Origin of the sequence: Micromonospora sp. NPDC047762 (genome assembly GCF_043204655.1) — a bacterium.
Lineage (GTDB): Bacteria > Actinomycetota > Actinomycetes > Mycobacteriales > Micromonosporaceae > Micromonospora.
The window spans coordinates 1,078,369-1,104,285 of record NZ_JBIDCQ010000001.1 but is presented as its reverse complement, the minus strand read 5'-3'; the positions used below and the strand labels follow the sequence as shown (position 1 = coordinate 1,104,285).

General features: G+C 71.1%; 23 protein-coding genes, 3 tRNA genes and 1 pseudogene. 12 read left to right on the top strand and 15 right to left on the bottom strand.

Features of this window, described 5'->3' with window-relative positions; translation table 11 throughout:
• Nucleotides 1-45 precede the first annotated feature (45 nt).
• The 3 genes from ACGF3C_RS05390 to ACGF3C_RS05380 all read right to left on the bottom strand — a co-directional run bounded on the left by ACGF3C_RS05390 (nucleotide 46) and on the right by ACGF3C_RS05380 (nucleotide 710).
• Nucleotides 46-327 carry an SCO0607 family lipoprotein gene (locus ACGF3C_RS05390; protein ID WP_357229083.1) on the bottom strand — a complete coding sequence of 94 codons (282 nt, stop codon included), beginning with the start codon at nucleotides 325-327 and terminating at the stop codon, nucleotides 46-48.
• A 181-nt stretch (nucleotides 328-508) separates the two neighbouring features.
• A tRNA-Arg gene (locus tag ACGF3C_RS05385) sits at nucleotides 509-584 on the bottom strand.
• 35 nt (nucleotides 585-619) lie between these two features.
• A tRNA-Ser gene (locus tag ACGF3C_RS05380) sits at nucleotides 620-710 on the bottom strand.
• A 239-nt stretch (nucleotides 711-949) separates the two neighbouring features.
• On the opposite strand from ACGF3C_RS05380, the gene ACGF3C_RS05375 reads away from it, so the two are divergent.
• Nucleotides 950-2,203: a hypothetical protein gene (locus tag ACGF3C_RS05375; protein ID WP_393218948.1), complete on the top strand. Its 1,254-nt coding sequence runs from the start codon at nucleotides 950-952 to the stop codon at nucleotides 2,201-2,203.
• A 4-nt stretch (nucleotides 2,204-2,207) separates the two neighbouring features.
• On the opposite strand, the gene ACGF3C_RS05370 is transcribed toward ACGF3C_RS05375, so the two are convergent.
• Nucleotides 2,208-2,978 (bottom strand): CPBP family intramembrane glutamic endopeptidase, encoded by a 771-nt coding sequence (locus tag ACGF3C_RS05370; protein ID WP_393218945.1) that lies wholly within the window; start codon nucleotides 2,976-2,978, stop codon nucleotides 2,208-2,210.
• Nucleotides 2,979-3,122: 144 nt separating this feature from the next.
• On the opposite strand from ACGF3C_RS05370, the gene ACGF3C_RS05365 reads away from it, so the two are divergent.
• Nucleotides 3,123-4,238, top strand: a complete 1,116-nt coding sequence (locus tag ACGF3C_RS05365; RefSeq protein WP_393218942.1) for a globin domain-containing protein — start codon at nucleotides 3,123-3,125, stop codon at nucleotides 4,236-4,238.
• A gap of 68 nt (nucleotides 4,239-4,306) precedes the next feature.
• Here ACGF3C_RS05365 and ACGF3C_RS05360 read toward each other — a convergent pair whose 3' ends face one another.
• On the bottom strand, nucleotides 4,307-5,836 hold the full coding sequence (locus ACGF3C_RS05360) for a peptide deformylase (protein WP_393218939.1): 1,530 nt from the start codon (nucleotides 5,834-5,836) through the stop codon (nucleotides 4,307-4,309).
• Nucleotides 5,837-6,164: 328 nt separating this feature from the next.
• Between ACGF3C_RS05360 and ACGF3C_RS05355 the strand changes: the two genes are divergently transcribed.
• Complete coding sequence (locus ACGF3C_RS05355) at nucleotides 6,165-6,941, top strand: hypothetical protein (RefSeq protein ID WP_357193762.1); 777 nt, start codon at nucleotides 6,165-6,167, stop codon at nucleotides 6,939-6,941.
• 21 nt (nucleotides 6,942-6,962) lie between these two features.
• Here the strand turns inward: ACGF3C_RS05355 and ACGF3C_RS05350 are convergent, their stop codons facing one another.
• Nucleotides 6,963-8,798: a hypothetical protein gene (locus ACGF3C_RS05350; protein WP_393218935.1), complete on the bottom strand. Its 1,836-nt coding sequence runs from the start codon at nucleotides 8,796-8,798 to the stop codon at nucleotides 6,963-6,965.
• Between the two features lie 212 nt (nucleotides 8,799-9,010).
• Here ACGF3C_RS05350 and ACGF3C_RS05345 point away from each other — a divergent pair, with 212 nt between their 5' ends.
• A complete protein-coding gene (locus ACGF3C_RS05345) occupies nucleotides 9,011-9,721 on the top strand; it encodes a class I SAM-dependent methyltransferase (RefSeq protein ID WP_393218932.1) in 711 nt (236 codons plus the stop codon).
• A gap of 118 nt (nucleotides 9,722-9,839) precedes the next feature.
• Here ACGF3C_RS05345 and ACGF3C_RS05340 read toward each other — a convergent pair whose 3' ends face one another.
• Entirely contained in the window at nucleotides 9,840-10,382 is a 543-nt protein-coding gene (locus ACGF3C_RS05340) for a YbhB/YbcL family Raf kinase inhibitor-like protein (RefSeq protein ID WP_393218929.1), read from the bottom strand.
• 110 nt (nucleotides 10,383-10,492) lie between these two features.
• Here ACGF3C_RS05340 and ACGF3C_RS05335 point away from each other — a divergent pair, with 110 nt between their 5' ends.
• Both ACGF3C_RS05335 and ACGF3C_RS05330 read left to right on the top strand, forming a co-directional pair.
• Nucleotides 10,493-10,681 (top strand): hypothetical protein, encoded by a 189-nt coding sequence (locus tag ACGF3C_RS05335; protein WP_393218926.1) that lies wholly within the window; start codon nucleotides 10,493-10,495, stop codon nucleotides 10,679-10,681.
• 221 nt (nucleotides 10,682-10,902) lie between these two features.
• Nucleotides 10,903-11,815: pseudogene (locus ACGF3C_RS05330) on the top strand (low temperature requirement protein A).
• A gap of 89 nt (nucleotides 11,816-11,904) precedes the next feature.
• Here ACGF3C_RS05330 and ACGF3C_RS05325 read toward each other — a convergent pair.
• A tRNA-Ser gene (locus ACGF3C_RS05325) sits at nucleotides 11,905-11,994 on the bottom strand.
• A 161-nt stretch (nucleotides 11,995-12,155) separates the two neighbouring features.
• On the opposite strand from ACGF3C_RS05325, the gene ACGF3C_RS05320 reads away from it, so the two are divergent.
• A complete protein-coding gene (locus ACGF3C_RS05320; RefSeq protein ID WP_393218923.1) occupies nucleotides 12,156-13,154 on the top strand; it encodes an NAD(P)H-quinone oxidoreductase in 999 nt (332 codons plus the stop codon).
• A gap of 48 nt (nucleotides 13,155-13,202) precedes the next feature.
• On the opposite strand, the gene soxR is transcribed toward ACGF3C_RS05320, so the two are convergent.
• Nucleotides 13,203-13,676, bottom strand: coding sequence for a redox-sensitive transcriptional activator SoxR (gene soxR / locus ACGF3C_RS05315; protein ID WP_357229816.1), 474 nt, complete (start codon nucleotides 13,674-13,676; stop codon nucleotides 13,203-13,205).
• 47 nt (nucleotides 13,677-13,723) lie between these two features.
• Between soxR and ACGF3C_RS05310 the strand changes: the two genes are divergently transcribed.
• Nucleotides 13,724-14,419 carry a transketolase gene (locus tag ACGF3C_RS05310; protein WP_393218920.1) on the top strand — a complete coding sequence of 232 codons (696 nt, stop codon included), beginning with the start codon at nucleotides 13,724-13,726 and terminating at the stop codon, nucleotides 14,417-14,419.
• A 5-nt stretch (nucleotides 14,420-14,424) separates the two neighbouring features.
• Complete coding sequence (locus ACGF3C_RS05305) at nucleotides 14,425-15,318, top strand: transketolase family protein (protein ID WP_393219110.1); 894 nt, start codon at nucleotides 14,425-14,427, stop codon at nucleotides 15,316-15,318.
• On the opposite strand, the gene ACGF3C_RS05300 is transcribed toward ACGF3C_RS05305, so the two are convergent.
• A complete protein-coding gene (locus ACGF3C_RS05300) occupies nucleotides 15,304-16,011 on the bottom strand; it encodes a glycosyltransferase family 2 protein (protein WP_091397575.1) in 708 nt (235 codons plus the stop codon). The two genes, ACGF3C_RS05305 and ACGF3C_RS05300, sit on opposite strands and share 15 nt — an antisense overlap.
• A gap of 123 nt (nucleotides 16,012-16,134) precedes the next feature.
• Here ACGF3C_RS05300 and ACGF3C_RS05295 point away from each other — a divergent pair, with 123 nt between their 5' ends.
• Together ACGF3C_RS05295 and ACGF3C_RS05290 are read left to right on the top strand one after the other, a co-directional pair.
• Nucleotides 16,135-18,354 (top strand): glycosyltransferase family 39 protein, encoded by a 2,220-nt coding sequence (locus ACGF3C_RS05295; protein ID WP_357223332.1) that lies wholly within the window; start codon nucleotides 16,135-16,137, stop codon nucleotides 18,352-18,354.
• A gap of 265 nt (nucleotides 18,355-18,619) precedes the next feature.
• Nucleotides 18,620-20,221, top strand: coding sequence for a ricin-type beta-trefoil lectin domain protein (locus tag ACGF3C_RS05290; RefSeq protein WP_393218915.1), 1,602 nt, complete (start codon nucleotides 18,620-18,622; stop codon nucleotides 20,219-20,221).
• A gap of 57 nt (nucleotides 20,222-20,278) precedes the next feature.
• Here ACGF3C_RS05290 and ACGF3C_RS05285 read toward each other — a convergent pair whose 3' ends face one another.
• The 5 genes from ACGF3C_RS05285 to ACGF3C_RS05265 all read right to left on the bottom strand — a co-directional run bounded on the left by ACGF3C_RS05285 (nucleotide 20,279) and on the right by ACGF3C_RS05265 (nucleotide 24,804).
• On the bottom strand, nucleotides 20,279-20,878 hold the full coding sequence (locus ACGF3C_RS05285; protein ID WP_393218912.1) for a hypothetical protein: 600 nt from the start codon (nucleotides 20,876-20,878) through the stop codon (nucleotides 20,279-20,281).
• A gap of 57 nt (nucleotides 20,879-20,935) precedes the next feature.
• Nucleotides 20,936-22,399 (bottom strand): sensor histidine kinase, encoded by a 1,464-nt coding sequence (locus ACGF3C_RS05280; RefSeq protein ID WP_393218909.1) that lies wholly within the window; start codon nucleotides 22,397-22,399, stop codon nucleotides 20,936-20,938.
• Complete coding sequence (locus ACGF3C_RS05275) at nucleotides 22,392-23,084, bottom strand: response regulator transcription factor (protein WP_328651712.1); 693 nt, start codon at nucleotides 23,082-23,084, stop codon at nucleotides 22,392-22,394. The genes ACGF3C_RS05280 and ACGF3C_RS05275 overlap by 8 nt, the downstream gene beginning before the upstream one ends.
• Nucleotides 23,085-23,172: 88 nt before the next feature.
• Entirely contained in the window at nucleotides 23,173-23,679 is a 507-nt protein-coding gene (locus ACGF3C_RS05270; RefSeq protein WP_357193713.1) for a hypothetical protein, read from the bottom strand.
• Nucleotides 23,680-23,790: 111 nt separating this feature from the next.
• Nucleotides 23,791-24,804: an aminoglycoside phosphotransferase family protein gene (locus ACGF3C_RS05265; RefSeq protein WP_393218904.1), complete on the bottom strand. Its 1,014-nt coding sequence runs from the start codon at nucleotides 24,802-24,804 to the stop codon at nucleotides 23,791-23,793.
• 170 nt (nucleotides 24,805-24,974) lie between these two features.
• On the opposite strand from ACGF3C_RS05265, the gene ACGF3C_RS05260 reads away from it, so the two are divergent.
• Nucleotides 24,975-25,913, top strand: coding sequence for a hypothetical protein (locus ACGF3C_RS05260; protein ID WP_357223346.1), 939 nt, complete (start codon nucleotides 24,975-24,977; stop codon nucleotides 25,911-25,913).
• Nucleotides 25,914-25,917 lie beyond the last annotated feature (4 nt).

The following is a 25,917-nucleotide window of genomic DNA, read 5'->3' as shown; positions in this document are numbered from 1 at the left end:
GCACGGGCGCTCCCCTGCCGGGCGACGATCTTCCGGGTGCCCGGTTCAGGTATCGATGATGTTGTTGTTCTCATCGATGCCGTGGCTGCGCCAGTAGACGTCCCACTCGTCGTCGACGTGCTGCGGGATCTTGCCCTCCGGGTAGCGGACGTACGGCGGGGTCGGCTCCTGCCCATCCGGGAAGCAGGCGCTGCCGCCCTGCCCGCCCACCGCGATCGCCGGATACTCACCACCAGCGCAGATGTCCTCCCGGAACGAGCAACCGGTGGTGGCCATCAGCCCACCCAGGCCGACCGCGGCCAGAGCGATCATGATTCGCGTTCGCATGGAGGGAATTCTGGTCGCTGCGGCAGCGCCTGCCATGCGCACGCGTACTCATCTCGCGCCGGGCGTCACGATTCCTCGCCCGGATCGACCAGGCCGACGGGCGAGCAGAACAACCGCGTCCGACACGTACGCCCATACCAAAGCAGGGAATATAGCCTATTGGCTATATTCCCTGCTCAAGTGGTGCGCCCGAAGGGACTCGAACCCCTAACCTTCTGATCCGTAGTCAGATGCTCTATCCATTGAGCTACGGGCGCTCGTGCTCAGCCAGCATACACACCTGACTTTCGCGCGGAGACTCCGGGATTCGAACCCGGGAGGGGCTTTAAGACCCCAACCGCATTAGCAGTGCGGCGCCATAGACCAGACTAGGCGAAGTCTCCCCGGTGATCCTCAGACCACCGCGCCCGAGGATACAGGTCACCACCCACCGGGAGCAAAACGACTTCCGGGGTACGCCCACCAGGGTCCGTCCGCCCCCGTGTTTCCACGCTGTGCGCGGGCGTGATCGGGACTACGCTCCATCGATATGCAGGAGCAGCCGCCCAGCGAGTCGACCCGTCGAGAGCCTGCTGAACGAGCGCGTCGGCGTTCTCCACGGGCCACGTTCACGCCGCCGGTCGTGGCCGAGGAGCCCACCGAGACGGTGGGGCCCGAGTCGGCGGCGCCGCCGGCCGCGAGTCCGGCGAGCCAGCGTCCTCGACGGGCCAAGGCCGCACCGGCGGTGCTCTTCCAACCACCGGAGCCGGACCGCCCCCTGCCTCGACAGCCTCGGCGAGCGCCGGCCGAACTGACCACCGACACCAACGCCGAGCAGCCGGAGCAGCCGGAGCACTCGGAGCAGCCGACCGGCGACCAACCGAGCCCAGCAACCGGCCTCGCATCGCCACCGCCGAAGGCTCGGACCGCCCCTGTTCGCAGGGCTGACCATCGGCAGGCAGCCGACACGCCCGCCGAGGTGACCCCGGCCACGCCGACGCCCCGCAAGCGCGCCGCGAAACCTACAAAGGCCGCGAGCACCACCGGCGAGGCGAGCACCATCACGCCAACGGCCCCGGCCAGAGCCGCAAAGACCACCAGGCGCGCGGCCACCCCACGAAAGAGCACTCCGCCGACCAAGAGCATCCCGCCGACAAAGCCCGCCCCCGAACCCGTGGTCAGGCCGCAGACGGCACCCGCCGAGCAGCAGCTGACCCCGGCAGACCCCGCCGTGCGGCAGGTTGAGCCGGCTCTGGGGCGTACCCCGGAATCGGAGCTGCGCGCGGTCGCCGCGCGCGTGCTCGACCACCCTGGCTTCGCACCGGAGCTGTTGGCTCTTGCCGCGGTGCGGACGTTCGGGCCCGGCGCGGCCGGGTGGGCCGCTGGGTTGCGCGACAGGTACCCGGACGCCTCGGCGGACGGCCTGGCCCGGTTGGCGGCCCGGCGGTTCGTCCGCTCGGCGGGTGCTGGTGGGGCGACCGCCGCGCTGGCCGGCTTCTTCGCGCCGCTGGCCGAGTTGGCTGCTGTGCTGTGGACGCACTCGGAGCTGGTGCTGCACCTGGCCGCTGCGTACGGCAAGGATCCGACGCATCCCGACCGGGCCGTCGACCTGCTGGTGCTGACCCAGGTGCACCCGGATCGGGCGAGCGCGGCGGCGGCTCTGGCCGCCGCCGAGAGCGCTGGTGACCCGGTCGAGGGGGCGTGGCCGCGGGCGGCGGAGGCGGCCTGGCGGTTGGCCGCGCCGCTCACGGCTCAGGCCGGTGGTTGGGTGGCGTTGCGGCTGGTGGCCCGGTTGCTGCCGGGCGCGGCGGTGCTCGCGGCGGCTTTGGGTGATGCGGCGGCGGCCGACCGGCTCGCGGCCCGGACGGTGGCCGTCTACCGACCCGACCGGCGCTGACGGGTCAGAGCCAGTCGAACCACTCCCGGGGCAGCAGCGCGTAGCCGACGAAGGCGAACACGTCGAGCAGGGTGTGCGCGATGATCAGCGGCATCACCCGCCGGGTGCGCAGGTAGAAGAGGCTGAACACGACGCCCATGATCGCGTTGCCGACGAACGCGCCGAAGCCCTGGTAGAGGTGGTACGAGCCGCGCAGCAGCGCGCTGGCCGCGATGATCGCGGCCAGCCGCCACTGGAGCTGACGCAGCCGGGTGACCAGGTAACCGACCACGATCACCTCTTCCAGCACGGCGTTCTGCACGGCGGCGAGGATCAGCACCGGAACCGTCCACCAGATGTCCGGCAGCGCGGCCGGCACCAGCGTGGCGTTGAGACCCAGGTGGGCCGCCACCCAGAACAGCGCCAACCCGGGTAGGCCGATGAGCGCCGCCAGGCCGGCGCCGCGCGCCACGTCCTGGCCGGGCCGCCGGTGGTCCAGGCCGAGGGTCCGCGCCGGGTCGCCGGGGTCACGGGTGAGCAGGTGTACGGCGAGAAGCACCGGCAGCAGCGCGAACACGATGCCGAGCAGCTGGTAGGTGAGGTCCAGCCAGGGGCGGGCCGACGCCGAGGTGTTCAGCGAGGCGGTCTGCTTGGAGAGCGGACCGTCGGCGGTCAACTTCGCGATGATCGAGACCACCGCGTAGATCGCGGACTGGCCGAGGGAGAGGCCGAGGACCAGCAGCGTCTCGGTGCCCAGCAGTCGGCGGGACACCGGGCGGGTCAGCTCAACGGTCACCGCACCACTCTGCCCGACGTACGGCACAGGTGACACGGCCGACCGGCCACCGTGAGCCGATCGCACATTCTGTGCGACCAGTCGACACGCTCCGTGGAGATTCTATGAGCGCCCGATCCGTTGCCGTCTGGAGAAGGAGCGTCAGTGGACAACCTCGCGCGGTTGCTGAAGGAGAGCTGGGCCCTGGTCGAGGACGACCGGGTCCGGCTGAGCGGTCACTTCTACGCTCGACTGTTCCTGCTCGACCCCGCCCTGCGGCAACTCTTCCCGGTGCAGATGACCGGCCAGGGCGACCGCCTACTCGAAGCGATCATCACGGCGATCCACACGGTGGACGACCCGGAGAGCTTCGACGAGTTCCTCCGGGCGCTGGGCCGCGACCACCGCAAGTACCACGTCGACGAGCGGCACTACGCCACGATGGGCGTCGCGCTGCTGGACGCGCTGCGCAGCACCGCCGGCGACGGCTGGAACCTGGAGTACGACCAGGCGTGGCGGGAGGCCTACGCGGCGATCGCCGCCCTGATGGTTGCCGGTGCCGCCTCCGACGACGACCCGCCGTTCTGGCACGCCGAGGTGCTGACCCACGAGCGGTACGGCCCGGACACCGCCGTGCTGACCTGCCGGGCGTTGCAGCATCCGCTGCGCTGGCAGGCGGGGCAGTACGTGAGCCTGGAGGCGCCGCGCTACCACCCCCGGGTGTGGCGCAACTACTCGGTGGCGAACGCCCCGAACGACGACAACGTGCTGGAGTTCCACGTGCGGTCTCCGGGGGCCGGCTGGGTGTCCGGTGCCCTGGTGCGGCGGGTGCGGCCGGGTGACCTGCTCCGCCTGGCGGCACCGATGGGGTCGATGACCCTGGACCGCGCCTCGGAACGGGACATCCTCTGCGTGGCCGGCGGCGTCGGGCTGGCGCCGATCAAGGCGCTGGTGGAGGAGTTGGCCACCTTCAACCGGACCCGGTGGGTGCACGTCTTCTACGGTGCCCGACAGGCGGCCGACCTGTACGGCCTGGACGGATTGCAGGAGTTGGTGGCCGCACACCCGTGGTTGTCGGTCACCGCGGCGTGCAGTGAGGATCCGGACTTCGACGGCGAGCAGGGCGAGATCCCGGAGGTGGTGGCCCGGTACGGCCCGTGGACCACGCACGACTGCTTCGTCTCCGGTGCCGCCCGGATGGTCCGGTCCACCCTGCGGGTGCTGGCCGCCGACAACGTGCCACCGCCGAACATCCGCTACGACACCTTCGGCGACCTCTAGACGTTCCTCCCCCCACACCGGGGCGCGTGCCCCTGCCCCCTGGGGCACGCGCCCCGGTCCCTTCCTGGTCAGTAGCGCCAGGGGCGCCCGGTCTCGCGGTACTCCTCCACCGGCACCAGGGGCACGCCCGGTGCCATCCGGTCGACGTAGAGCCGGCCTTCCAGGTGGTCAATTTCATGTGCGACCAGCCGGGCCATGCCGAATTCGAACGACGTGATGATCCGGCTGCCGTCCCACTGGGCGTGTTCCACGTCCAGGCGCAGTGGCCGGGGCACCAGACCTCGGTGGTCGAAGAAGGAGAGGCAGCCCTCGTACTGCTCGTCGGTCTCCGGGTCGGCGTCGACCACCCGCGGGTTGAGCAGCACGACCGGCTCCGCCGACCGGTCGGGCGGCCGCACCACGGCCGCCGCGCGGCCGATGCCGAACTGCGGCGCGGCGACACCAACACCCTTGCTGAACGGGTGCAGCTCGTCGAGCCGGGCCAGTGCCATGACGAGCCGGTCGACCACGTCCCGGGCGACATGTTCCTCAGCGGGCAGGTCGAACGGGCGGGCCCGCTGGCGGAGCAGGTCGTCTCCGCGTTGCACGATGCCGAGGCCGCGCATCCGGTCGCTGGGTCGGACCCGGGCGGCGCCGGGGCCGATGTCCGGTTCGGTCTCCGGGCGGGCACGGAACCGCCACTGCATCCGGTAGCGGGCGTTCAACGGGGGGTCGTCGGTCTGCCAGTCGTAGATCACCCGGTCGCCCTCGTCGTGACGCTGCGGCGCCGTCCGCAGCGGGCCCTCCTCCGCGCTGAGCGAGGTCTCCACGCCCCAGACCTGCGGGTCGAGAGCAGCGGGCAGATCCAGGCGTACGGCGAGCTGGCGGGTGGGCAGTCGGACGGCCCGCTGGAACCAGGGGCCCCACTTGTCGTGGCCGACGCTGTACGCGTACTCGATGGTGGCCCGGTCGCCCGGGTAGAGGGGGAAGCGTCGCTCCCCGTTCTCGAAGAGCAGCCAGATCTCCTTGAACGCGTCCCGATCGTGCTTGGCTCGCCAGTGCATCGGCTCCGGGTCTCCGCCGCCGTCGTCTCGACGGGCCTGTATCTGCAGCTCGGCGAAGGTGAGGGGGTGCTCCCGGTGGTGCCGGTTGGAGCGGCCGGGGTCGTTCGGGTAGCGGTCGACGGCGACCCGGACCAGGTAGCGGGTGACGGGCTCGGTGCCGGCGTTGTAGAGCTCACGGTGGATGACGCACCGGTAACCGTCGTCGGCGTGGGTGAGGGTGGCCAGCTCCCGTTCCACGACCAGCCCGGTGCCGGGTGGCAGCCACTGGCCTGGCAGGTACGACTCGCGGTGCGGATGACCCGCCCGGGCGTGCCGAAGGTCGTCGTACTCCCGGAAGCGCTGCCAGATCGCGCCGCTCGCCTCCAGGACGGCCTCCGCGCGGCGGGCGAAGTCCTCGGTCGGGCGGTGCCGGCGCCCCTCGACGTGGCTCACGTAGGACGGGTCGAACCCCATCAGGACGGCCAGTTGCTTCTTGGACAGCCCGCGCCCGGTCCGTTGCCGGGCGAGTTCGGCCGCGAAGGAGTCGGCAGCCCGTTCGAGGGGTGAGGTAGTCATCAGCTTCCTCGTGGCCGGGGCTATAAGTTTTCACGTTCCGTGCGCGGGCACACACGCAAGTGGCATGTTCTCGACACACCGCTTGACAATTCACCGATGGCCGTCGATTGTGCGGCGGCGTTTCCCAGCAGGGACTCCGGGTAGTAGCCGAAGCACTACTCCCGCCGAACACGGGGGTGACCTGGGCGTCCGGGATGTGACCAAGGTGAGGCTTCCCTTACGGCCACGGGCTTGGTTAGGCTAGCCTTAGCTCAGGACGGCACTGGTTCGTCCGCCGGGGCGCACTCCTCGGTCAGACAGACAGGGGACGACTCAGGTGACAGCGGTGATGCCACGGCGCGAGGCCGCCACCACGCCGCTCGCCCCCGTCACCGCTGCCCTCCGGGCCATGTTCGGCACCGACGACCTGCCCGGCCTCGCCCGGGGCCTGCTGGTCGACGACGAGCTCGGCTGGGCGCCCGCCACCACCCTGATCGATGGCAGCCGACTGCCGGAGTTGCTGAACGGCGCGGCCGTCCGCTGGGGCGGCACCCCGCACGCCTGCGCGGCGCTCGCCTGGAAGTCCTACAGCTACTGGGCGGCCCTGCCGGTCGTGCTCGGCTGGGCCTCCGCCCGGCGGGTGCCACTGCTCGACCCGGCCGACCTGCTGATCCATTTCGAGGACCACCGGCAGCTGCTCACCATGGGCCTGCGCCGGGGGACCACGGTGGCGGTGCTGCCGAACGACCCGCTGGCGCTGACCGGCCTGCCGGAGGTGCGGGTCGTCGCCGACGAGGCGGAGCTGCTGGCCGCGCTGCGCGCGTCCCTGCTCGACGCCCACCTGGCGCCGCTCATCACGGCGATCCAGTCCGAGGTCCGGGTGGGCACCCGGACGCTGCTCGGCTCGGTCGCCTCCGGCATCGCGCACGGCATCCTGCGGGCTGCGGACGCCCTGCCCGGCTCCACGGTCCAGAGCATCGACACCCTGCTGGGCGCACTCGACCTGGCCGACCTGATCGAGCTCGTGCCGGGGCCGACCGGTGAGCCGACAGTGCAGCGCCGCACCTGCTGCCTCGCCTTCACCCTGCCCCGCCCGAAGGTCTGCCAGGGCTGCTGCGTCCGCTAGGCCAGACCGGGGCGGTATCGCTCAGTCGGTCAACGGCCGGACATCCCACACCCACACGCCGCCGGTGAAGACCGGTTGGATCCCGGTCAGCTCGGTCATGCCCCGGCGCAGCGCGGTCTCGTGCTCGTGTGGCCCGAGGATGACCACCCCGGCCCGCCAGTAGCGCAGGTCGTCGACCGCTCGGACCCGGCTCTGCGGCGTGATCGGCGGCACCGCCCCGGTGCGTCGGATGGTGGTGAAGAAGCTGCTGGTGGGGCGGGGGGTCGCACCGAACAACGCGACCTTCGGCGGATCGGCGTCCGGGCGGGTGTCCGGGCCGAGGAAGTAGCCACGGGCCAACGGCATGTCCAGCCGGGTCGTCGCGGACCAGCGCAGCGGCTCGGCGTAGGTGGTGTCCGGCAGCGGCAGGGTCACCACACTGCGCCCACCGGCCACGTACGGCCGCCACGCCCCACTGGTCACGAAGCTGGGGACCGGGTCGGGGCGGGCCACGGGCAGCGGGGTGGGGACGATCGGCAACAGGGCCATCGTGAGCACTGTGGCGGTGACGAAGCGGATCTGCCCCCGGGCGGCCGGGTGCGCGTAAGCCAACTCGCGGGCACGTTCGGCGCCGTAGGCGAGCAGCAGCCCGATGATCGGGGTGATCGCCAACGCCCAACGCGTCGGCACCACCGAGTGCAGGATGGGCAGGTTCTCCAGCGCCGCCCAGGGGCCCGGCACACCCGTACCCCGGTTGTCGAAGCGGACCTCCCGCCCCAGCGACAGCACCGCGAAGAGCAACCCGAGCGCGGCCAGCGCGAGCACCACGATCGACCGGCGCAGCCACCAGACCAGGGCGATCACCAGCACCACAAGGGCCCACCCGAAGAAGCTGTTCTCCTCGGTCGGGTTCTTGGCCAGGCCCGCGGCGGTGCGCGCGCTACCGGCCAGCGACTCCCGGGAGTACGCGAGGAACGAGGCCACGTCGCTGGAGTAGCCGCGGATCAGGCGGGACAGCCCGGAGTACGCCCCCGGTCCGAAGAACTGGACGTACAGGGGGTACGCGAGCAGGAGCCCGGCGACCCCGGCGGCGACTGCCAGCCCGGCGAGGAAGGATCGGGCCCGAGGCCGTAGATCCGCGCGGCCGAAGGCGAGCACGCCGACGACCACGCCGAGCCCGATCGCGGTCATCAGCAGGATTTCCAGGTTGAGGAACGCCTGCCAGACGATGACCAGCGCGAGAAGGGTCCCGTTGCGCAGCCAGCGGCCCGGCTCACCGAGTCGTAGCGTGCGCCAGATGATCAACGGGACGACGAACTGCGAAACGATGTTCGGGTGCCCATTGGCGTGCGACACCATGGCCGGCGCGAACGCGCAGAAGCCTGCGGCAAGCCACGCCGGCCCCCGACTGCCGATCAGGACCCGGGAGAGCAGGAAATACCAGGCCGTGGCGGTGGCAATCATGCCGGCGGTCAGAAAGATCAGAAATGACGCTCGCGGCCCGAACAGCAGGGTGATCGGCGTCATTGGCAATGAAATGGATAATACGGACGTATTGGCCATCAGATTGACGCCGTCGGGCACGTTCATCTGATTGGAATGGAACGGATACGCAAAGTGCGTGACTACTCGCGCACCGTGCGCCATCATCCATTCAAACTGCGACTGATCCGACTGGTTGTCCCGCACATCGCTGTCCGGGTCCAGCCAGAGTCGACAGGTGACCCAGAAGCCGAGCACCACGAAGCTCAGCACGGCGGTCAGATCGGCCCACATCCCCCTCCGGGAAGGCCGATCGGCACCGGAAGCCCCCTCCGTCGACGGCGCGGCGGCCGGGCTGCGGTTGCCGCTGGGCACGTCCGGTTCAGGAGTAGTCATGACAATTCACAGGGTAGTCAGCGCATGGCAGCGCCGTGACATGTTTCGGGGTACTGCCGTACTATGTGCCGGGTTCGCGGACCGCCGATCACGAACCCACCCCCCGACCACAATTCGGCCACCCCGATGCCCCGATTCTTTCGCCGTCCCAGCGGATGATTCACTCTGTCGGTCCAGGCACGGGTCGAGTTCATACCGTGAGGAATCGACGCATGGCAGAAATCACTGGGGACCAGCGCGTGCAGTCCGAGGTGCTGGAAGGCCTGGCAACCGCTGTCAACCACCGTCGCTGGTTCATCGAACTGGCCGTGCCGTACCTCGGCGACGACCCGATCGAGATCGGCAGCGGTCTCGGTGACTACGCGCTGGAATGGTCCGAGCGGCTGCCACGTTTCACCGCCACCGAGGCCGACCCGGACCGGCTGCTGCAGCTCAAGGAGCGCCTCGCCGACCGTCCGAACGTCGACGTCCGGCAGATGCTGCTGCCGCACAACGACCGGGGCGACTACAGCGCGGCCGTCTCGTACAACGTCCTGGAGCACATCGAGGACCACGTGGGCGCGCTGGAGAGCATGCGCGACCTGGTCCGGCCCGGCGGCGCCGTGATCATCATCGTGCCCGCGTTCCAGTTCGCGATGGGCCCGGCCGACATCGCCACCGGGCACGTCCGCCGCTACACGAAGAAGACGCTCGGGGCGGCGATGACCGAGGCCGGTCTGACCATCGAGAAGATGCACTACGCCAACGCGCTCGGGCTGATCGGCTACTTCATGGCCACCAAGGTCTTCCGGCTGATGCCGAAGGAGGGCCCGATGGTCAAGGTGTACGACACCCTCGTCCTGCCCGCCACCAAGGCCGCCGAGCAGCTCGTCCTCCCGCCGTTCGGCCAGTCCGTCTTCGCCGTAGCCCGCGTCCCCGCCTGACCCAGACCCAGACCAAGCCCGGCCCCGGCGATCTTGCACTTCCTGTCGTCGTTGTGCCTGGTATGTCAGGAATGCCGGGACAGAAGTGCAAGATCGCGGGAGTTGGGAAGGGCCCGGGTCAGTCCTTGATCTGGTACGTGGGGCGGATCACCGCTCGGGCCAGGGTGTGGAACGTCAGGTTGAAGCCGACGTAGGCGGGGGTGGCGTCCGGGGTCAGGTCCAGGCGGTCGACGTCCAGGGCGTGCACCGCGAAGACGTACCGGTGCGGGCGGTCGCCGGCCGGCGGGGCCGCCCCGCCGTACCCCTGCTCGCCGTAGTCGTTGCGGACCGAGAACGCCCCGCCGAGGTCGGTGCCCGCCGCGCCTCCAGCCCCGGTGGGCAGCTGGGTGACGTTGACCGGCACGTTCACCAGCACCCAGTGCCAGAAACCGCTGCCCGTCGGCGCGTCCGGGTCGTAGCAGGTCACCGTGAAGCTCTTCGTCTCGGCGGGAAAGTCCGACCAGGCCAGCTGCGGCGAGACGTTGTCACCCCCGGTGCTGCCATGCGCGTGCCGGGCGTCCATCGGCTCGCCGTTCTGCACGTCGTCGCTCGTCAGCGTGAACGAGGGCACCGTCGGCAGCAGCTCGTACGGGTCCGGGGCGATCGGTCGTTCCAGGGTCATGGGGACGCGTCCTTCCGATGTGCGGAGATACCAGCCCCTTCTTACCCCGCCGCGGCCCTCCCGACGACCGGAAGCACGCGCTGACCGACTGTGGTTTTGCGGAGCTACGGTTGAGTTCGGGCAACGTTCCGCAGGGGGACATCGTGGCCGGCATCTGGCGGGACTTCGTGGTAGCCATCCTCACCGCGTTCCGCCGCCGGGACGAACGAGCCATCGCCGACGACCGCCGACGCGCGGTGGAGCGACTGGCCGAGGAGACGATCCGCCGGGAACGGCGAACCGTCGACCCGCCGGAGTGACCGGGAGGCGGGACGCCGGAACCCTCAGTGACGAACAGACACGATGATCTGATGTGGCGGATCTTCCGGTCCCGGCCGGTGGTCACCGCGGAGACTCACCGACCGACGCTGTTCGAGGTCTTCTTCGACCTGGTGCTCGTCTTCGGGCTCATCCGGGTCACCACGTTCATGAGCGAGCGACAGTCGTCGGTGACACCCTGGTGCAGGGCCTGCTCGTCCTCATGCTGCTGTGGAACTCCTGGCTCGTCTATGCCTGGCTGGGCAACTACGTCCGGCTCGACGTCGGGTTGATCCGGGTAGGCATCGCCGTGGCGATGGCAGCGGTCTTCCTCATCGCGTTGGTCCTCCCCGAAGCCTGGGAAACCGGCAGGGGTACGAGGACACCCCGGCTGATCCTGGTGCTGGCGTACCTGGATCCCGCTCGTCCTCGGCGCGGTGTTGGGCGGCACCGCGCAGATCCTGCTCTGGGCGGCGGCGCTCATCATCGACATGGGCGGTGGGGTGCTCGCCCTGCTCGTGGGCGGGTGGCCGGTACGCAGCCCCGGCCACTTCGCGGAGCGGCACGGCCTGGTGGTGATCATCGCGCTCGGAGAGTCCCTGATCTCGGTCGGCGCCGGCGTCGGAACTCAGATGATCCACTGGCCGACCCTGCTGGCGGCGCTGCTCACGCTCACCGTCACTGGTTGCCTGTACTGGCTGTACTTCCCCAGCGCGTCAAGCGCCGGGAACGCACTGACGACGGACTCCGGACTGCACCGGGGCTTCGTGGCCGGCAACGCCTACAGCGTCGCCCACCTCCCGCTGCTCGCCGGAACCATCTACGTGGCGCTGGGAGTCGAAGAAGTGCTCGCCGGCATGGCGCACGGGAAGTCGCACGAAACCCTGCACTGGATCCCGGCCGTCGCGCTGTTCGGCGGGACCGCCCTGTACCTCGCGGGCCGGGCGACGTTCCTGGCACTCAGCGTCCGGTGCGTACGACCCGAGCAGTTTCTCGCCCCCGCTGCGGCGCTGCTGCTACTTCCCGTCGGCCGTTACCTGCCCGGTCTGGCCGCTCTGGGCCTGCTCACCGGGTTTCTCGTCATCCTGCTCAGCTACGAGGCGTGGACCAGGCGCAGTGCCGCCAGGATCGACTGACCCGCGCCAGACCCACTCGACATTCAGGAAATCGCGGCATCCGCGCGGCCGTAACACCCCGACTTCTTGGAAGTCGTGTGGATCAAAAATGGCGGAGGGTGTGGGATTCGAACCCACGAAGACATCGCTGCCTTACCGGTTTTCAAGACCAGCGCCATCGGCCACTAGGCGAACCCTCCTTGGCCGTCACCCGTGGGCGTACGGCCACGCATAGTCTGCCACGGCTCGCTCCGGGCGGCCCGGCGTCCCTCCCCGGTGCGCCGGCCAGGCGGTCTGCCGCGTCCACTGTGGGCTGGACGGTGCGCCTGCGGCACCCGGGGAGATCGGGAAGACTGGGCCCATGCGAGCCATCACGATTCCGGAGCCCGGTGGACCTGACGCGCTGGTGTGGGCCGAGGTGCCCGACCCGGAGCCGGGCCCGGACGAGGTGATCGTGGACGTGCGGGCCAGCGGGGTGAACCGGGCTGACCTGCTGCAACGGCAGGGGCACTACCCGCCGCCGCCGGGCGTGCCCGCGTACCCCGGGTTGGAATGCTCTGGGGTGATCACGGAGGTTGGCGCGGAGGTCGCCGGGTGGGCGGTCGGGCAGCAGGTCTGCGCGCTGCTGGCCGGCGGCGGGTACGCGGAGCGGGTCGCGGTCCCCGCTGGGCAGTTGCTGCCGGTGCCGGCCTGCGACCCGGTCGACGCGGCGGCGCTGCCCGAGGTGGCCTGCACGGTCTGGTCGAACCTGGTCCAGGTCGCGCGGCTCGGCGGGGGCGACACGCTGCTGGTGCACGGTGGCGGCAGCGGGATCGGCACCTTCGCCATCCAGTTCGGGGCGGCCCTCGGTGTGACAGTGCTGACCACCGCGCGGGAGGCCAAGCACGCCCGGCTGCGTGAGCTGGGCGCGGCGCACGTCATCGACTACCGGGAGCAGGACTTCGTCGAGGAGGTCCGGCGGATCACCGACGGACGCGGTGTCGACGTCATCCTCGACATCATGGGTGGGTCCTACCTGGGGCGGAACGTCTCCGCGCTGGCCACCGGCGGTCGGCTCGTGGTGATCGGGATGCAGGGCGGGCGCAAGGCCGAGTTGGATATCGGCGCGCTGATGACCAGGCGGGCCAGCGTCACCGCGACGTCGCTACGGTCCCGTCCGCTCGCCGAGAAGGCGGAGATCGTCCAGGGCGTACGGGACGAGGTGTGGCCGTTGGTCGAAGCGGGCCGGATCCGGCCGATCGTGGACCGGCGGCTGCCGATGACCGAGGCGGCGCAGGCGCACCGGCTCGTCGAGTCGAGCGACCACTTCGGCAAGGTGCTGCTCACCCGCCCGCCGGGCGGAGGGTCGGCCGTCAGCTGAGCGAGCCGGCCGGGTCGGCGCTCCTCAGCGACCTCAGCGGCCCGGCCGTCAGTTGACCGAGCCGGCCGGCGTCGGGTCGACGATCGGTCGGGGCAGCACCAGCCGGGCGCCCGGGCCCTCGCCGGCCAGCGCGTCCTCCGGGTTGTTCAACGTGCAGCGCTGCAGGGACAGGCAGCCGCAGCCGATGCAGCCGTCCAGGTCGTCGCGGAGCCTGGTGAGCAGCCGGATCCGCTCGTCCAGCCGGCTGCGCCAGCTCGCCGACAGCCGCGCCCAGTCCTGCGGGCTCGGCGTGCGGGCCTCGGGGAGCGAGTCGAGTGCCTCCCGGATCTCGTCGAGCGAGACGCCGACCTGCTGGGAGATCCGGATGAAGGCGACCCGCCGAAGCTCGGCGCGGGCGTACCGGCGCTGGTTGCCGCCGGTGCGGTCGGCGCGGATCAGCCCGAGTCGCTCGTAGTAGCGCAGCGCCGACGGTGCCACCCCGGAGCGGGCGGACAGCTCACCGATCGTCAATGAATCCGGCATCCCCAGGTCCTTGAGTTGAAGTCCACTTCAACTAACACAGTAGTGGCATGGCCACCACACTGACCACCGACAGCAGCGCCCGACTACCCGGGCTGATCCGACGACTGACCGGCGACGAGAAACACGCGCCGAGCGCGCACTCCACCGTCGACGTGCTCCAGGTGCTCTACGAACGGGTGCTGCGGGTCACCCCCGACACCGCCGACGACCCGGAGCGGGACCGGTTCCTGCTCTCCAAGGGCCACGGACCGGCCGCCTACTACGCGGTGCTCGCCGCGCACGGCTTCATCCCGGACGCCTGGCTCGACGACCTGGCCGGACCGGAGAGCCGCCTCGGCCACCACCCGGACCGACTCCTGGTGCCCGGGGTCGAGATCGGCTCCGGCTCCCTCGGGCACGGCCTCGGGCTGGCCGTCGGCACCGCGCTCGGCCTGCGCGCCCAGGGGCTGCTCAACCCCCGGGTGTACGTGCTGCTCGGCGACGCCGAACTGGACGAGGGATCCAACCACGAGGCGATCGCGTACGCCGGAGCGACCGGCCTGGACAGCCTCACCGCTGTCGTGGTCGACAACGCGTCGGCCAGCCACGGGTGGGCCGGTGGCATCGCCGGCCGGTTCACCGTCAACGGTTGGACCGCCGAGACCGTCGACGGCCGGAACCACGAAGCCCTGTATTCGGCACTGACCGGGCACCGACCACGCCACCCGCACCTGGTGGTCGCCCGCATCGGGAGCAAGGGATGACCGACATGCGTACCGCCTTCATCGACACCGCCACAGCGCTTCTCGACGAGGATCCGCGTACCGCGCTGGTGCTGGCCGACATCTCGGCGAGCCAGTTCGCCCCAGCCGGCCACCGTCACCCGGACCGGGTGCTCAACGTCGGGATCCGCGAGCAACTGATGATCGGTGTGGCCGGCGGGCTCGCCCTGACCGGTCTGCGTCCGATCGCGCACTCGTACGCGACGTTCCTGGTGGACCGGGCGTACGAGCAGATCAAGTTGGATCTGGACCACCAGGGCGTTGGCGCCGTCCTGGTCAGCATCGGCGCGTCGTACGACGGATCGGCTGAGGGTCGCACCCATCAGTCGCCCGGAGATGTGGCGCTCTTCGACTCCCTCGGTGACGGCTGGACCGTCCGGGTGCCCGGCCACCCGGACGAGGTGGGGCCGCTGCTGCGTAACGCCGCGACCACCGACGATCCGATCTACCTGCGGCTCTGCGAGCAGCGCAACACCGAGGCGTACCCGGACGCCACCCGGCTACGGGTGCTCCGGCAGGGCCCGACGAATGCGCCCCTCGTGGTGGCGGTCGGACCGATGCTCGACCCCACAGTGGCGGCGACCGAGGGAATGGACGTGACAGTGGCGTACACCCACACACCCCGGCCGCTCGACACGCCAGGGCTGCGGGCGCTCGCCAACACCGACGTGGTGTTGGTCGAGCCGTACCTGGCGGGAACGTCGAGCGCGCTCGTCAACCGGGCCCTGGCGGACGTGCCGCACCGGCTGCTCGCCCTCGGGGTAGGTCAGACCGACCTGCGACGGTACGGCGATCCAGCCGACCACGCCCGGTGGCACGGGCTGGACGCCGACGGCCTGCGGCGGTCGATCAGCGCGTTCCTGGGGTCAGTTGGCGGCTGAGACGGCGGGGCGGCGGCGAGCGCGCTCGCGCCCGAGGATCCAGATCGCCTCGACGCCGTCCTTCCAGGTGATCTTCTTGCCCTCTTCCCGGCCGCGTGCCCGGTAGCTGATCGGCACCTCGTACGGCCGGATCCGGCGACGCAGCAGCTTGCCGGTCACCTCGGCCTCCATGCCGAAGCCGCGCGAGCGCACCCCGAGCGACCGGTAGAGCGCCACCGGCATCAGCTTGAAGCAGGTCTCCAGGTCGCCGATGTACGAGTTGAACAGCACGTTGGCCGCCATCGTGACGCCCTTGTTGCCCATCACGTACCAGAAGCTGTAGGCGCTGTGGCTGCCGAAGGTGCGATTGCCGTAGACCACAGTGGCCCGGCCGTCGAGCACCGGGTCGAGCAGCTTGGGGATGTCCTGCGGGTCGTACTCCAGGTCGGCGTCGAGGATGACCATGTAGTCACCCTCCGCGCTGTCGACCGCCGTCTTGATGGCGGCACCCTTGCCGGCGTTGCGCTGGTGGGTGATGACCCGGAGGCGCGCGTCGTCGGCGCGACCGAGGACCTCGCCGGTGCCGTCGCGGCTGCCGTCATCGACGACGACCAACTCGATCTCACACGGATAGTCAACCGCCAATGCCTGCTTGAGGGCATCCGCGATGCGTTCTTCCTCGTTGTAGACCGGCATGAGGATCGAGAGCTTCACGGGGATCTCCACGGTGGCGGCAACACGTCGGCCATAGCCTAACCTGGTTGGTTTGTTTACCGCGTACCGCTACCGCTGGGCAGTCGACGCGGCGGCCTCAGATCAATGGTGTTTACTTCCGCCATGTCGGCTGCCGGCTCCCTGCTCGCGGTGGTTCCTGCCGCCGCGGTGCTTTTGCTCATCGTCGCGGTGATGCCACGAGAGGCTGGCGCGGTGGCACCGCTGCGGCTCGCCGTGGTGCGCGCCGTCCTGCTCAGCGGGGCGTACGCGGTGCTCGTCGTCGAGGTGCTCGGCGCGTCGCACGCGCTGACCCGAGGCGCGTTCACAGTCGCCTGGCTGCTTCTGCTGGTCGCAGCCGCGGCGGTGGCCGGTCTGCGCTGGCGACGGGCGATCCGCCCCGGGCAGCCGAGCGCCGCCGCACCGGTGCCGGTCAGCGCCGCGCCGGCGGTCAGCACCGCACCGCAGCCGGTCCCGGTCGGCGCTGTGGTGTCCGGTGGCGGACCCGACGTGTCCGCCCCGGCCGCCGAGCGCGGTGAGCCCGGCCCCGCGCCGATCCGGGCTGCTCGGGGGTTCGCTGACCTTCGTTCCGCAGCGGTCGAGGCGTGGCGTACGGCCCGGCCGGGTGAGCGGCTCCTCGCCGGCACGGTCGGCGGGCTGGTCCTGGTGGAGCTGCTGGTCGCGCTGCTGGCCGAGCCGAACAACTTCGACTCGCAGACGTACCACCTGCCGAAGGTGGAGCACTGGGTGGCCCAGGGCGACCTGGACTTCTGGCCCACCGCCATCCACCGGCAGGTGACCATTCCGCCCGGAGCCGAGTACCTGCTGCTGCACCTGCGCCTGCTCACCGGTGGGGACCACCTGCACAACCTGGTGCAGTGGGCGGCCGGAGTGGTCTGCCTCCTGGTGGCCGCACGGATCACCGCGCAGCTCGGCGGCGGCCGGCGGGCCCAGTTGCTCACCGCGTTCGTGCTGGCGACCACGCCGATGGTCGTGCTCCAGGCGACCAGCACGCAGACCGACCTGGTCTGCGCGGCGTGGGTGGCCTGCGCGGCGACCCTGACGCTGGACGGTCTGAGCCGACGGACCGGCTGGGGCACGCTGCTCGGGCTGGGGGCGGCCACCGGGTTGACCGCGGTGACCAAGACCAGCGGCCTGATCGCGGTCGGCCCGCTGCTGGTGCTCTGGGGACTGGCCCAGTTGAGGCTGGCCCGGGCCGATCGATCGGCGTTGGCAGGCCCGACAGCGCCCGGCGGAGGTCGGCGGGCCTGGCCGATCGGCGGGTTGGCCCGCACTGTCGGCGGTTCGGTGCTGATCCTGGTGGTCGCTGCCGTGGTGGTCGGCCCGTTCCTGGCCCGGGTGACCGCCGAGTTCGGGCACCCGCTGGGGCCGCCCCGGCTGCGCGAGTCCATCCCCATGGAGCGGCACGACCCGGCGTCGATAGTGGTCAACGCGCTGCGGATCGGGCACACCGCGTTCGACACGCCGCTGGCACCGCTGCGTCGGGCTGGAGCCGAGGTGATCATCAGCGGCGCCGAGGCGATCGGGGTCGACCCGCAGGACCGCGCGATCACCTTCGGGCGGGAGCTGTTCCCGGAGCCGGCCTGGTATCCGGACGAGGACCGGGTGGCGTTCCCGCTGGCCGGGGCGTTGGCGGTGATCGGTGCGGTGATCGCGCTCGCCCGACCACGGCGGATCACTCCCGAGCGGGCCGGGTCGCTGCGGGCGTACGCCGTGGTGGTGCTGACCGCCGTGCTGCTGCACACCGCGATGATCAAGTGGCAGCCGTGGGGCAACCGGCTGCTGCTCTACGCCGTCGTGCTCGCCACGCCCCTCGCCGGCCTCTGGCTGGACGCACTCCTGCGCAACCGCGCGGGTGGGCGTCGAACTGTTGCCACCGTGGCGGCCGTCACCGTGCTGGCCACCTCGGCGCTGGCCGGAGTGCTCGCACTGTCGTACGGCTTCCCGCGCCGGCTGGTCGGTTCCGGCTCGGTGTTCACCACCTCGGACTGGGACACCCGGTTCCTGCGCCGCCCTCAGTGGGCCGACGAGTTCCGCTGGGCGGCGACAGCGGTCCAGGACAGCGGTGCGCGACGGATCGGGTTGGTGCAGCAGAACGACAACTGGGAGTACCCGTGGTGGCTGCTGCTGCGGCAGCCCGACGGCGGCTCACCGGACCTGGTGGCGTTGCAGTCGGTGTTGCCGGAACGACCGCCGGCCGATCCCGCCTCGGTCGACGCGATCGTCTGCACCGGCAACAAGGCGGCCTGCGCCAAACTCGTCCCGGCCGGCTGGCGGCTGGAGTTCCGCAGCTACGTCGGCTACGCCCTGCCGCCGGGCCGCTAAAGCCCGCCGAACTGCCGTCAGTTCCGGCCGCACCCCGCCCTCCGCGCGTCGATCAAGGAGTTGTGGTGGGGTGCCAATCGCCCATTGGTGTTCCGAACGGGCACCACAACTCCATGATCGGCGGGGGCGGCGGCGGGATAGTCCGATCCGGGCGGTTCTGCATTCCGCGCGCAAGGATCTGAGGCGCATTCACATCTGTTGATTCGCACGTTACCGTCTGGTAACTCAATCGACGTCCCGCGATTGAGCCGAAAGGAGTGCGTCGATGCCTGCAATCCCCGCCAGGCCCGAACGCGCGACCCGACGACGGGCCATCACCGTCGCCGTCGCCGTCGCCGCTCTCGTCCTACCGATGCTCGCCGGACCGGCCACCCCCGCCACCGCCGCCGACCGACCAACCGTCCAACCACTCCCCGCCAACCTCGAAGCCATCCGGGCCGCCGAGGCGACCGCCCTCTACGGCAGCCCGGCGATCCGCCCGATCGAACAACGGCGTACCGCACTGATCACCATGGGCGACAGCGAGATCTCCGGTGAGGGGGTCGGCAACTACGTCCCCGGCACCCACCAGGACGGCAACTGGTGCGACCGCTCGTACGACCAGGCGGTCTTCCGTACCGGCATCACGTCGGACGCGCAGTACAACATCGCCTGCTCCGGTGCCACCCCCTGGAACCTGATCGCCGGCGGCCCGACCCAGCACAACGAGCTGAACCAGGGCGACCACCTGGGCATCAAGGCGCGCAACACGCACGTGAAGCTGATCTGGGTGGTGGTCGGCGCGAACGGTGACGGCACCATCCAGTTCGGTCCGGTCGCCACCGACTGCGCCGTCCGCCGGGTCTTCTTCCAGGGCGCCTGCTACCCCGCCTACACCGACCAGTGGACGATCCGCACCGACGGCAGCCGGCAGGCGGTGGAGTCGGCGCTGACCGACATCCGGCAGACCATGACCAACGCCGGCTACCTGCGGTCGGACTACGAACTGGTGCTGATGTCGTACCCGAGCCCCGGCAGCCCCGACGTGGAGGACAACCCCAACTTCCCCGGCTGGTACTCCGGCGGTTGTCTGCTCTACCTGGCCGACGCGGCGTTCGCCCGGAACAAGGCGGTGCCGATGTTCGAGTCGGCGCTGCGCTCGGCCGCGGCGAACACCGGAACCCGCTACCTGGACGCCAGCCGGCTCTTCCACGGGCACGAGGTGTGCACCGACAACACCTCGGTGCGCGGGCTCTTCATTGAGGTCGGCATCTGGAACGAGAACGCCGCCCGGCAGTCGTTCCACCCCAACGCCCGCGGGCACGGCATGTTCGCCCAGTGCATCACCCAGTTCTGGAACTCCGGGCAGACGCGGGCGAGCTGCGTCGACCCGGCCAGCACCGGCGGTGGGGTGCTCTACCCGGGTCTGCTGGAGTTCAAGCAACTGCGCAACCTGGCCACCGGCACCTGTGTCGACGGCAAGGGGTACGACTCCCGCAACGGCACCGCGCAGCAGCCGTACTCCTGCCACGGTGGGCGCAACCAGGGCTTCTGGTACGACTCGGCCCGGCGGTCGTTGCACTCGGAGCTGTCCCACGACCGTTGCCTGGACGTCGCCAACAGCTCGATGACAGCCGGAACCGCTGTCAACATCTACGACTGCAACGGCACCGGCGCGCAGCAGTTCGTCTTCTCCGGCAACCAGATCAGACCGGCCGCCGCGAGCAACCTCTGCGTGGCGTTCGACAACCCGCTGCTGGGTAGCTCCCGCCTGCGGTTGGCGAACTGCGGAAGCAGCACCCGTCAGCAGTGGTCGTTCGAGGCCCGTACCGCCGCCAACCCGGTCGGCTACGGTCACGACGACTTCATCGGCTCCCGCGTCTACTGACGAGTTCGCGTCTGCTGACGGGGGAAGGGGCCCTGGCCGATGTCAGGGCCCCTTCGCTCACTTGGCGCGGGGAACGAGGATGAGCCGGGCCACGCCCTTGTCGCCGTCCTTCGCGCCGGCGACGCCGAGCGTCGCGCCGACCTTCACCTCGCTCGGCTGCACCGTGGCCCGCCGCTCGACCACCCGCAGGTCGTCGCCGAAGGTCCAGGTCATCGTGAAGCCGTCGGTGGACTTGACGGTCATCGAGTCGCCGTCGATCGCTGTCACCTCGCCGCGCTGCACGGCGACGGTCTGCGTACCGCCGTCCTTCGTCTTCACCACCGCCTCACCGTGCAGGGTGTTCTTACGCAGCAGCACGCGGGCCTGGCGGCGCTTGCGCCACTCCTCACCGCGCGTCTCCCGGGCCTTCTCCTTCGCGCTGGGGGACGAACCCGGCGTCGGCGTGGCCGGTGCGGCGACGGTCAGCACGTCCAGGTCGTCGGCGTCGAAGCCCATCGCGGCCAGTGCCTGACCCTCGACTCCCATGGCGGCGGCGACCTCGACGGCGACATCCCGCGCGGGCTGGCTGGCCACCTCGGCCGCGCCGCAGCCGCTGACGCCGAGCGCGACCGCCGCGAGCAGTGCCGTGGTGCCGGTGGCGATACCCCAACGTGGCATGACTCTCCCTCTCTGTCAGTGGAGCCCTCAGCCTTCCCCGGAACGACGAGCGGAGCGTCAGGCCGATGTTCGAGTCAGGTAAGGATCACCGGGCAGCCGGACGGTGAAGGCGGCACCGCCCTCCGGCGCGTGCCCGGCGGCGATCTCCCCGCCCAACCGGCGGACCAGCCCGGCGGCCAGCGCCAACCCCAGCCCGCTGCCCACCTTGCGCACCCCCCGGTAACGCTCGTGCAGCGCACCGCGTTCGAAGGCCACCGCCAGGTCGTCGTCGGTGAAGCCGGGCCCGCCGTCGCGGACCTCGAACACGCCGCCGTGCGCCGGGTCCGCGCCGGCCGGCCGGACCGCGAGCACCACCGGCGACCCCGGGGGTACGACCCGCAGCGCGTTCTCCAGCAGCCCGTCCAGGACCTGCCGGATCCTCCCCGGATCGGTGTACGCGGGTACCGGCTGACCGGGCGTCTCCACCCGGAACGGCACGCCCACCGCCGCGCACCGACCGGACCAGGTCGGCTCCGCGTCCACTGCCAGTTGGGTCAGATCCACCGGCACCGGTTCCAGGGGAAAGTCGGCGGCCTCCAGCCGGGCCAGCGCCAACAGGTCGCCGATCAGCCGGTCCAGGTGCTGGGCCTCGGCCAGCATCGTCCGACCGGCGTCCACCGTGTCGTCGGCGCCGAGCACCCCGTCGGCGAGCGCCTCGGCGTACCCCCGGATCGCGGTCAGCGGGGTGCGCAGCTCGTGCGAGACGGAGAGGAGGAACTCGCGCTGTCGGCCCTCGCTGGTGGCCAGAGCGGCAGCCAGACCGTTCAACGCCTCGGCCAGGTCGGCGACCTCGTCCGGCGACTCGACCGGCACCCGGACGGCCCGGTCACCGGCGCGCAGCCGGGCGGCGGCGGTGGCCGCGACCCGGATCGGCCGGGCCAGCCGACGGGCCAGCAGCAGCCCGGCCACCACACCGGCGGTCAACCCGGCCAGCAGCGGCAACCAGAGACTGAGCAGCACCCGGGCCCACAGCCCGTTGGCCAGCGGACGGGAGAGCACCACCCCGTTTCCGCCGGGCAGGGCCCGACCCTCGACCAGGGCCCGCTCACCGTTGACGGAGCGGCGGGCCGACACGTTGCGGCCCTGCCCGATCCGCTGCACCACCCGGGGTGGCAGACCCGCCCGGTCGACCGCCCCACGGCGGATCAGGTACGCGTCGATGCCCTGGTCGCGCAGTTGTTGGATGAGCCGTTCCTCGTCGGCGCTGCGCCCCCGGTCGAGGCGGGTCCGCAGCACCTCGGCGGCGAGTCGGGCCTGGGCGGCGAGCGCTTCCTGCTCGCTCCGCTCCGCGCCCCGGATCGCCAACGGCACCGCGACGATGGCGGTGACCAGCACCGACACCAGGGCCACCGCGCAGGTGACGAGTACCGCGCGGGCGGTCAGCGTACGGCCGGGTCGGCCTCGTCGGGGTGCGGTGGGTGGGGCGCCGACCACCGGCAGGGCCATGGTCGGCGACTCGACGTGCCGGGGGTGGTCAGGCATCTACCGCGTACCCGACGCCGCGATGGGTCCGGATCACGCTCGCCGGGCCGAGCTTCGCCCGCACCTGGGCGACGTGCACGTCCACCGTCCGGGTGCCGGCGTGCGCCGCGTAGCCCCAGACTCCGGCCAGCAGCTCCTCCCGGGTGAAGACCCGGCCGGGCCGGGCCATCAGGTGGGCCAGCAGGTCGAACTCGGTGGAGGTGAGCTGCACCGGGGCACCGGCGGCGGTGACCGTGCGGCGGGCCGGGTCGAGGGTCACCGGGCCGACGACACGTGGGCGGTCCGCGCCCTCCGGGCCGCCGGCGGATCGGCGCAGCACCGCGCGGACGCGGGCGACCAGTTCCCGAGGGCTGAACGGCTTGGTGACGTAGTCGTCGGCACCCAACTCCAGGCCGACGATCCGGTCCACCTCGTCGTCGCGGGCGGTGAGGAAGATGACAGGGGTCCAGTCGCCGGCCTCGCGCAGCCGGCGGCAGATCTCGGTGCCGGGCAGACCCGGCAGCGCGATGTCCAGGACGCAGGCCACCGGGCGCATCCGGCGAGCAGCGCTCAGACCGGCCTCGCCGTCACGTTCCAGGTGGACGCCGAACCCGTCCCGGGTCAGGTAGAGCCGGACCAGGTCGGCGATGGCCGGCTCGTCCTCCACGACGAGGACGAGCCCGCGATGCGGTGGTTCGACGGTCACCGGCCCATGATTGCCGACCGCGCAGGCTCGGCGCGATCGGTGTGTGTTCGAGTTCGGTAAAGCCGGGCGACGCCCGCTCGGGGTCAGCTCACCAGGACGGAGCGAAAAGCCCGGGCCGGGCGGCGGCCGGCGCGTCACCGATGCTGGCGACGACCCGCGCGCCGGGCGGCCGCAGGCGGGTCCGGAACGCCTGGTTGAGCAACGCGTCGAGCTGCCAGACCTGCTTCGGGTGACTGGTCCGGATCAGGAACCGCTCACGGATCCCGTCGATCGCGGTGGCCGCCATCTCGACCGACTGCAGCCGCGGGTCCGGGCTCCAGGTGACATTGCTCAGCTCCCGCAACTCGGTGTTGAGATGCAGGCGCAGTCGGTGCAGGAGGCGGGTCTGCTGGGTCACCACCAGGCGGCGGTGCGTGAGTAGCAACAGGTAGTCGCCGGTGACCGGGCGGTCGGGGCGGCTGCAACGGGTGACCAGGATGGTGGCGTCACCGGAGCCGACGCAGCGCCGGAAGACCGGCATGTGCCGGCTCACCGTCTGCACGGCCAGGCCAGCCTCAGCGGCGGCCGGGAGGAACGTTCGGGAGAAGACGTCCATGACCTGCCCAACGACGTCCCCAGCAGGGTGACGTGGGTCACCCGGAATTTTTGGAAGTTCCACGCCGCCTGTCGCACTGCCTGTCCGACTTCCGACTCGGACGGATCATGGTCAGGAGTTCGGCTGAAGTGGACTGGCGGCGAACAGCTCCTCCAGCCACCCCGGGACCGCGTCGGCGTACTCGGCGCGGGACTCCTCGGCGGTGTCCAGCGCCCGACGCCAGGACAGCGACCGGCTCACCGGACCCAGGCCGACAGCGAGGTCGGCGGCCTCCACGAGGGTCCGCCGGTCGTACCGGTCGGTCCACACCTCCAGGTACGCGTCGCGCAACCGCACCAGTTGGGCGTCGTCGGGGGCAAGCTTCCCGGCGTGCCCGACGGTGCGCAGGGTCACCAGCAGCGTGCCGAACGGGTGCGCCACGGAGGCGTCGCCCCAGTCGAAGTACCGGTACCCGGCCGCGCCGGCGAAGACGTTGCCGTCGTGCAGGTCGTCGTGTTGCACGGTCGCCGGGATGCCGAGGTCGGCGAGCCGGCGGCACCGCTGCGCGTACGCCGGCAGCTCAGCCCGCAACCGCTCGTGCACCTCCGGACGGAGCCCACCCTCGGCACCGAGCAGCAGCGCCTCGTGATCGTCGAGCAGCTCGGCGAAGAGACCGGCCAGCACCTCCGGACGCTGATCCGGCACGCCGGAGGCGACCAGCTCGTCGGCGCGCGACGCGCTCGCCAGTTGCAGCGCCGCGTACCCGGGCAGCGCCCGCTCCCAGTGCGCCAGGTCGGGGTCGCGCGCCAGCACGTCGCGCAACGACTCGCCGCCGTCGGGTAGCAGCGACCAGCCCTGCGCCGGGTCCACCGCGATCGGCGTGAGCACCCGGTCGGGCGTCAACGCGGCGAGCGCCGCGATCAGGACCGCCTCGTGCACGGTGCCCGGGTTGTTGGCTTTGAACCAGACCGGGCCGTCATCGGTGGGCACCCGCCACACCAGCGACCAGGGCCGCAGCCTCGGCTCCACCGGCCCGGTCACCCGTCGGCCGGCCCGGCTGAGCTGCGCGTCGACCCAGGACCGGGCCCGCACCTGCCACTGCTCGCTGGACCAGTCGGGGGCACGCTCACCGGCGATCGTCGTCACGCTGGGCACCCTAGGCCGTCTTACCGACGTTTGGGGACCGCTTTTCCGGCCGGCACGTCGCGGCGTCCCACCGAAGGCCGATTGCGCACTCTGCGAGATGCGACGGGACCACCCTGAGCGACATCATCGCTGCGCATAGTCACGTGCGAATCGGCCCGGGGAGTAGAGCTATGACGGAAACGCCGACCACAGGCACCCGAGACTTCGCGGGACCCCTCGTCGCCGAGCGTCCACACCGCAACGGCGTCATCATCGCGGTGAGCGTGGCGGCCGGAGTCCTGCTGGCCGTGCTCTGGTCCTACGAGTTCGTCGACTCGGTCATCGGTGACAGCGTCGCCAGCGGGCTCCTCGGTCACGACGCGAAGGCGACGGCGATCTCCGGTACCGCCGCCGGCCTGGTGTTCGCATTCGTGTCGGGCCTCGCTGGCACCTTCACCGCGTGCAACATCGCGATGCTCGCGTCCATCGGGCCGCTCGGCGCGGCAAGCGGTGGCAACGGCGACCGACTCCGGCTGCTGTTGCGGCCGGTCGGCTACCTCACCCTGGGCATGGTCGCCGTCGCTGCGGTGTACGGGTTCGTCGGAGTCCTCCTGGGCGACCGGCTCCCCCAGTTGTCCACCGAGACCGCCGGTGGAGTGCCGGTACGCATCATCCAGTCGTCAGTGGTGTTCGGTGTCATCGGACTGGCCCTCATCTACCTCGGGCTGGCCGCGATCGGGACGGTGCGGGACGTGTTCGACGACCGACCGGTCGCGCGGGTGATCACTCTCGGCGCGCTCATCGGCGGCTTCCTCATCGGCCGGCCGTACCCGCTGTTCAACAAGTTGTTCCACTGGGCGGTCGACAGCGGCAACCCGCTGTACGGTTCGGCCGCGTTCGTTCTGCAGTCCCTCGGCAACATCGTGGTGGTCACCGCGCTGTTCGCACTGCTGATCATGCTCACCCGCGGCCGGTTCATCGGCTGGCTCGCCGCCGACGTGCGGCGCAGCATGGTGCTCAGCGGCGCCCTGCTCATCGCCCTCGGGGTCTTCACAGTCGTGTACTGGGACGTCCGGGTGCCCTCGATCTTCGGCTTCGGCTGGTTCCCCACCATGTTCTACAACCACTGACGCC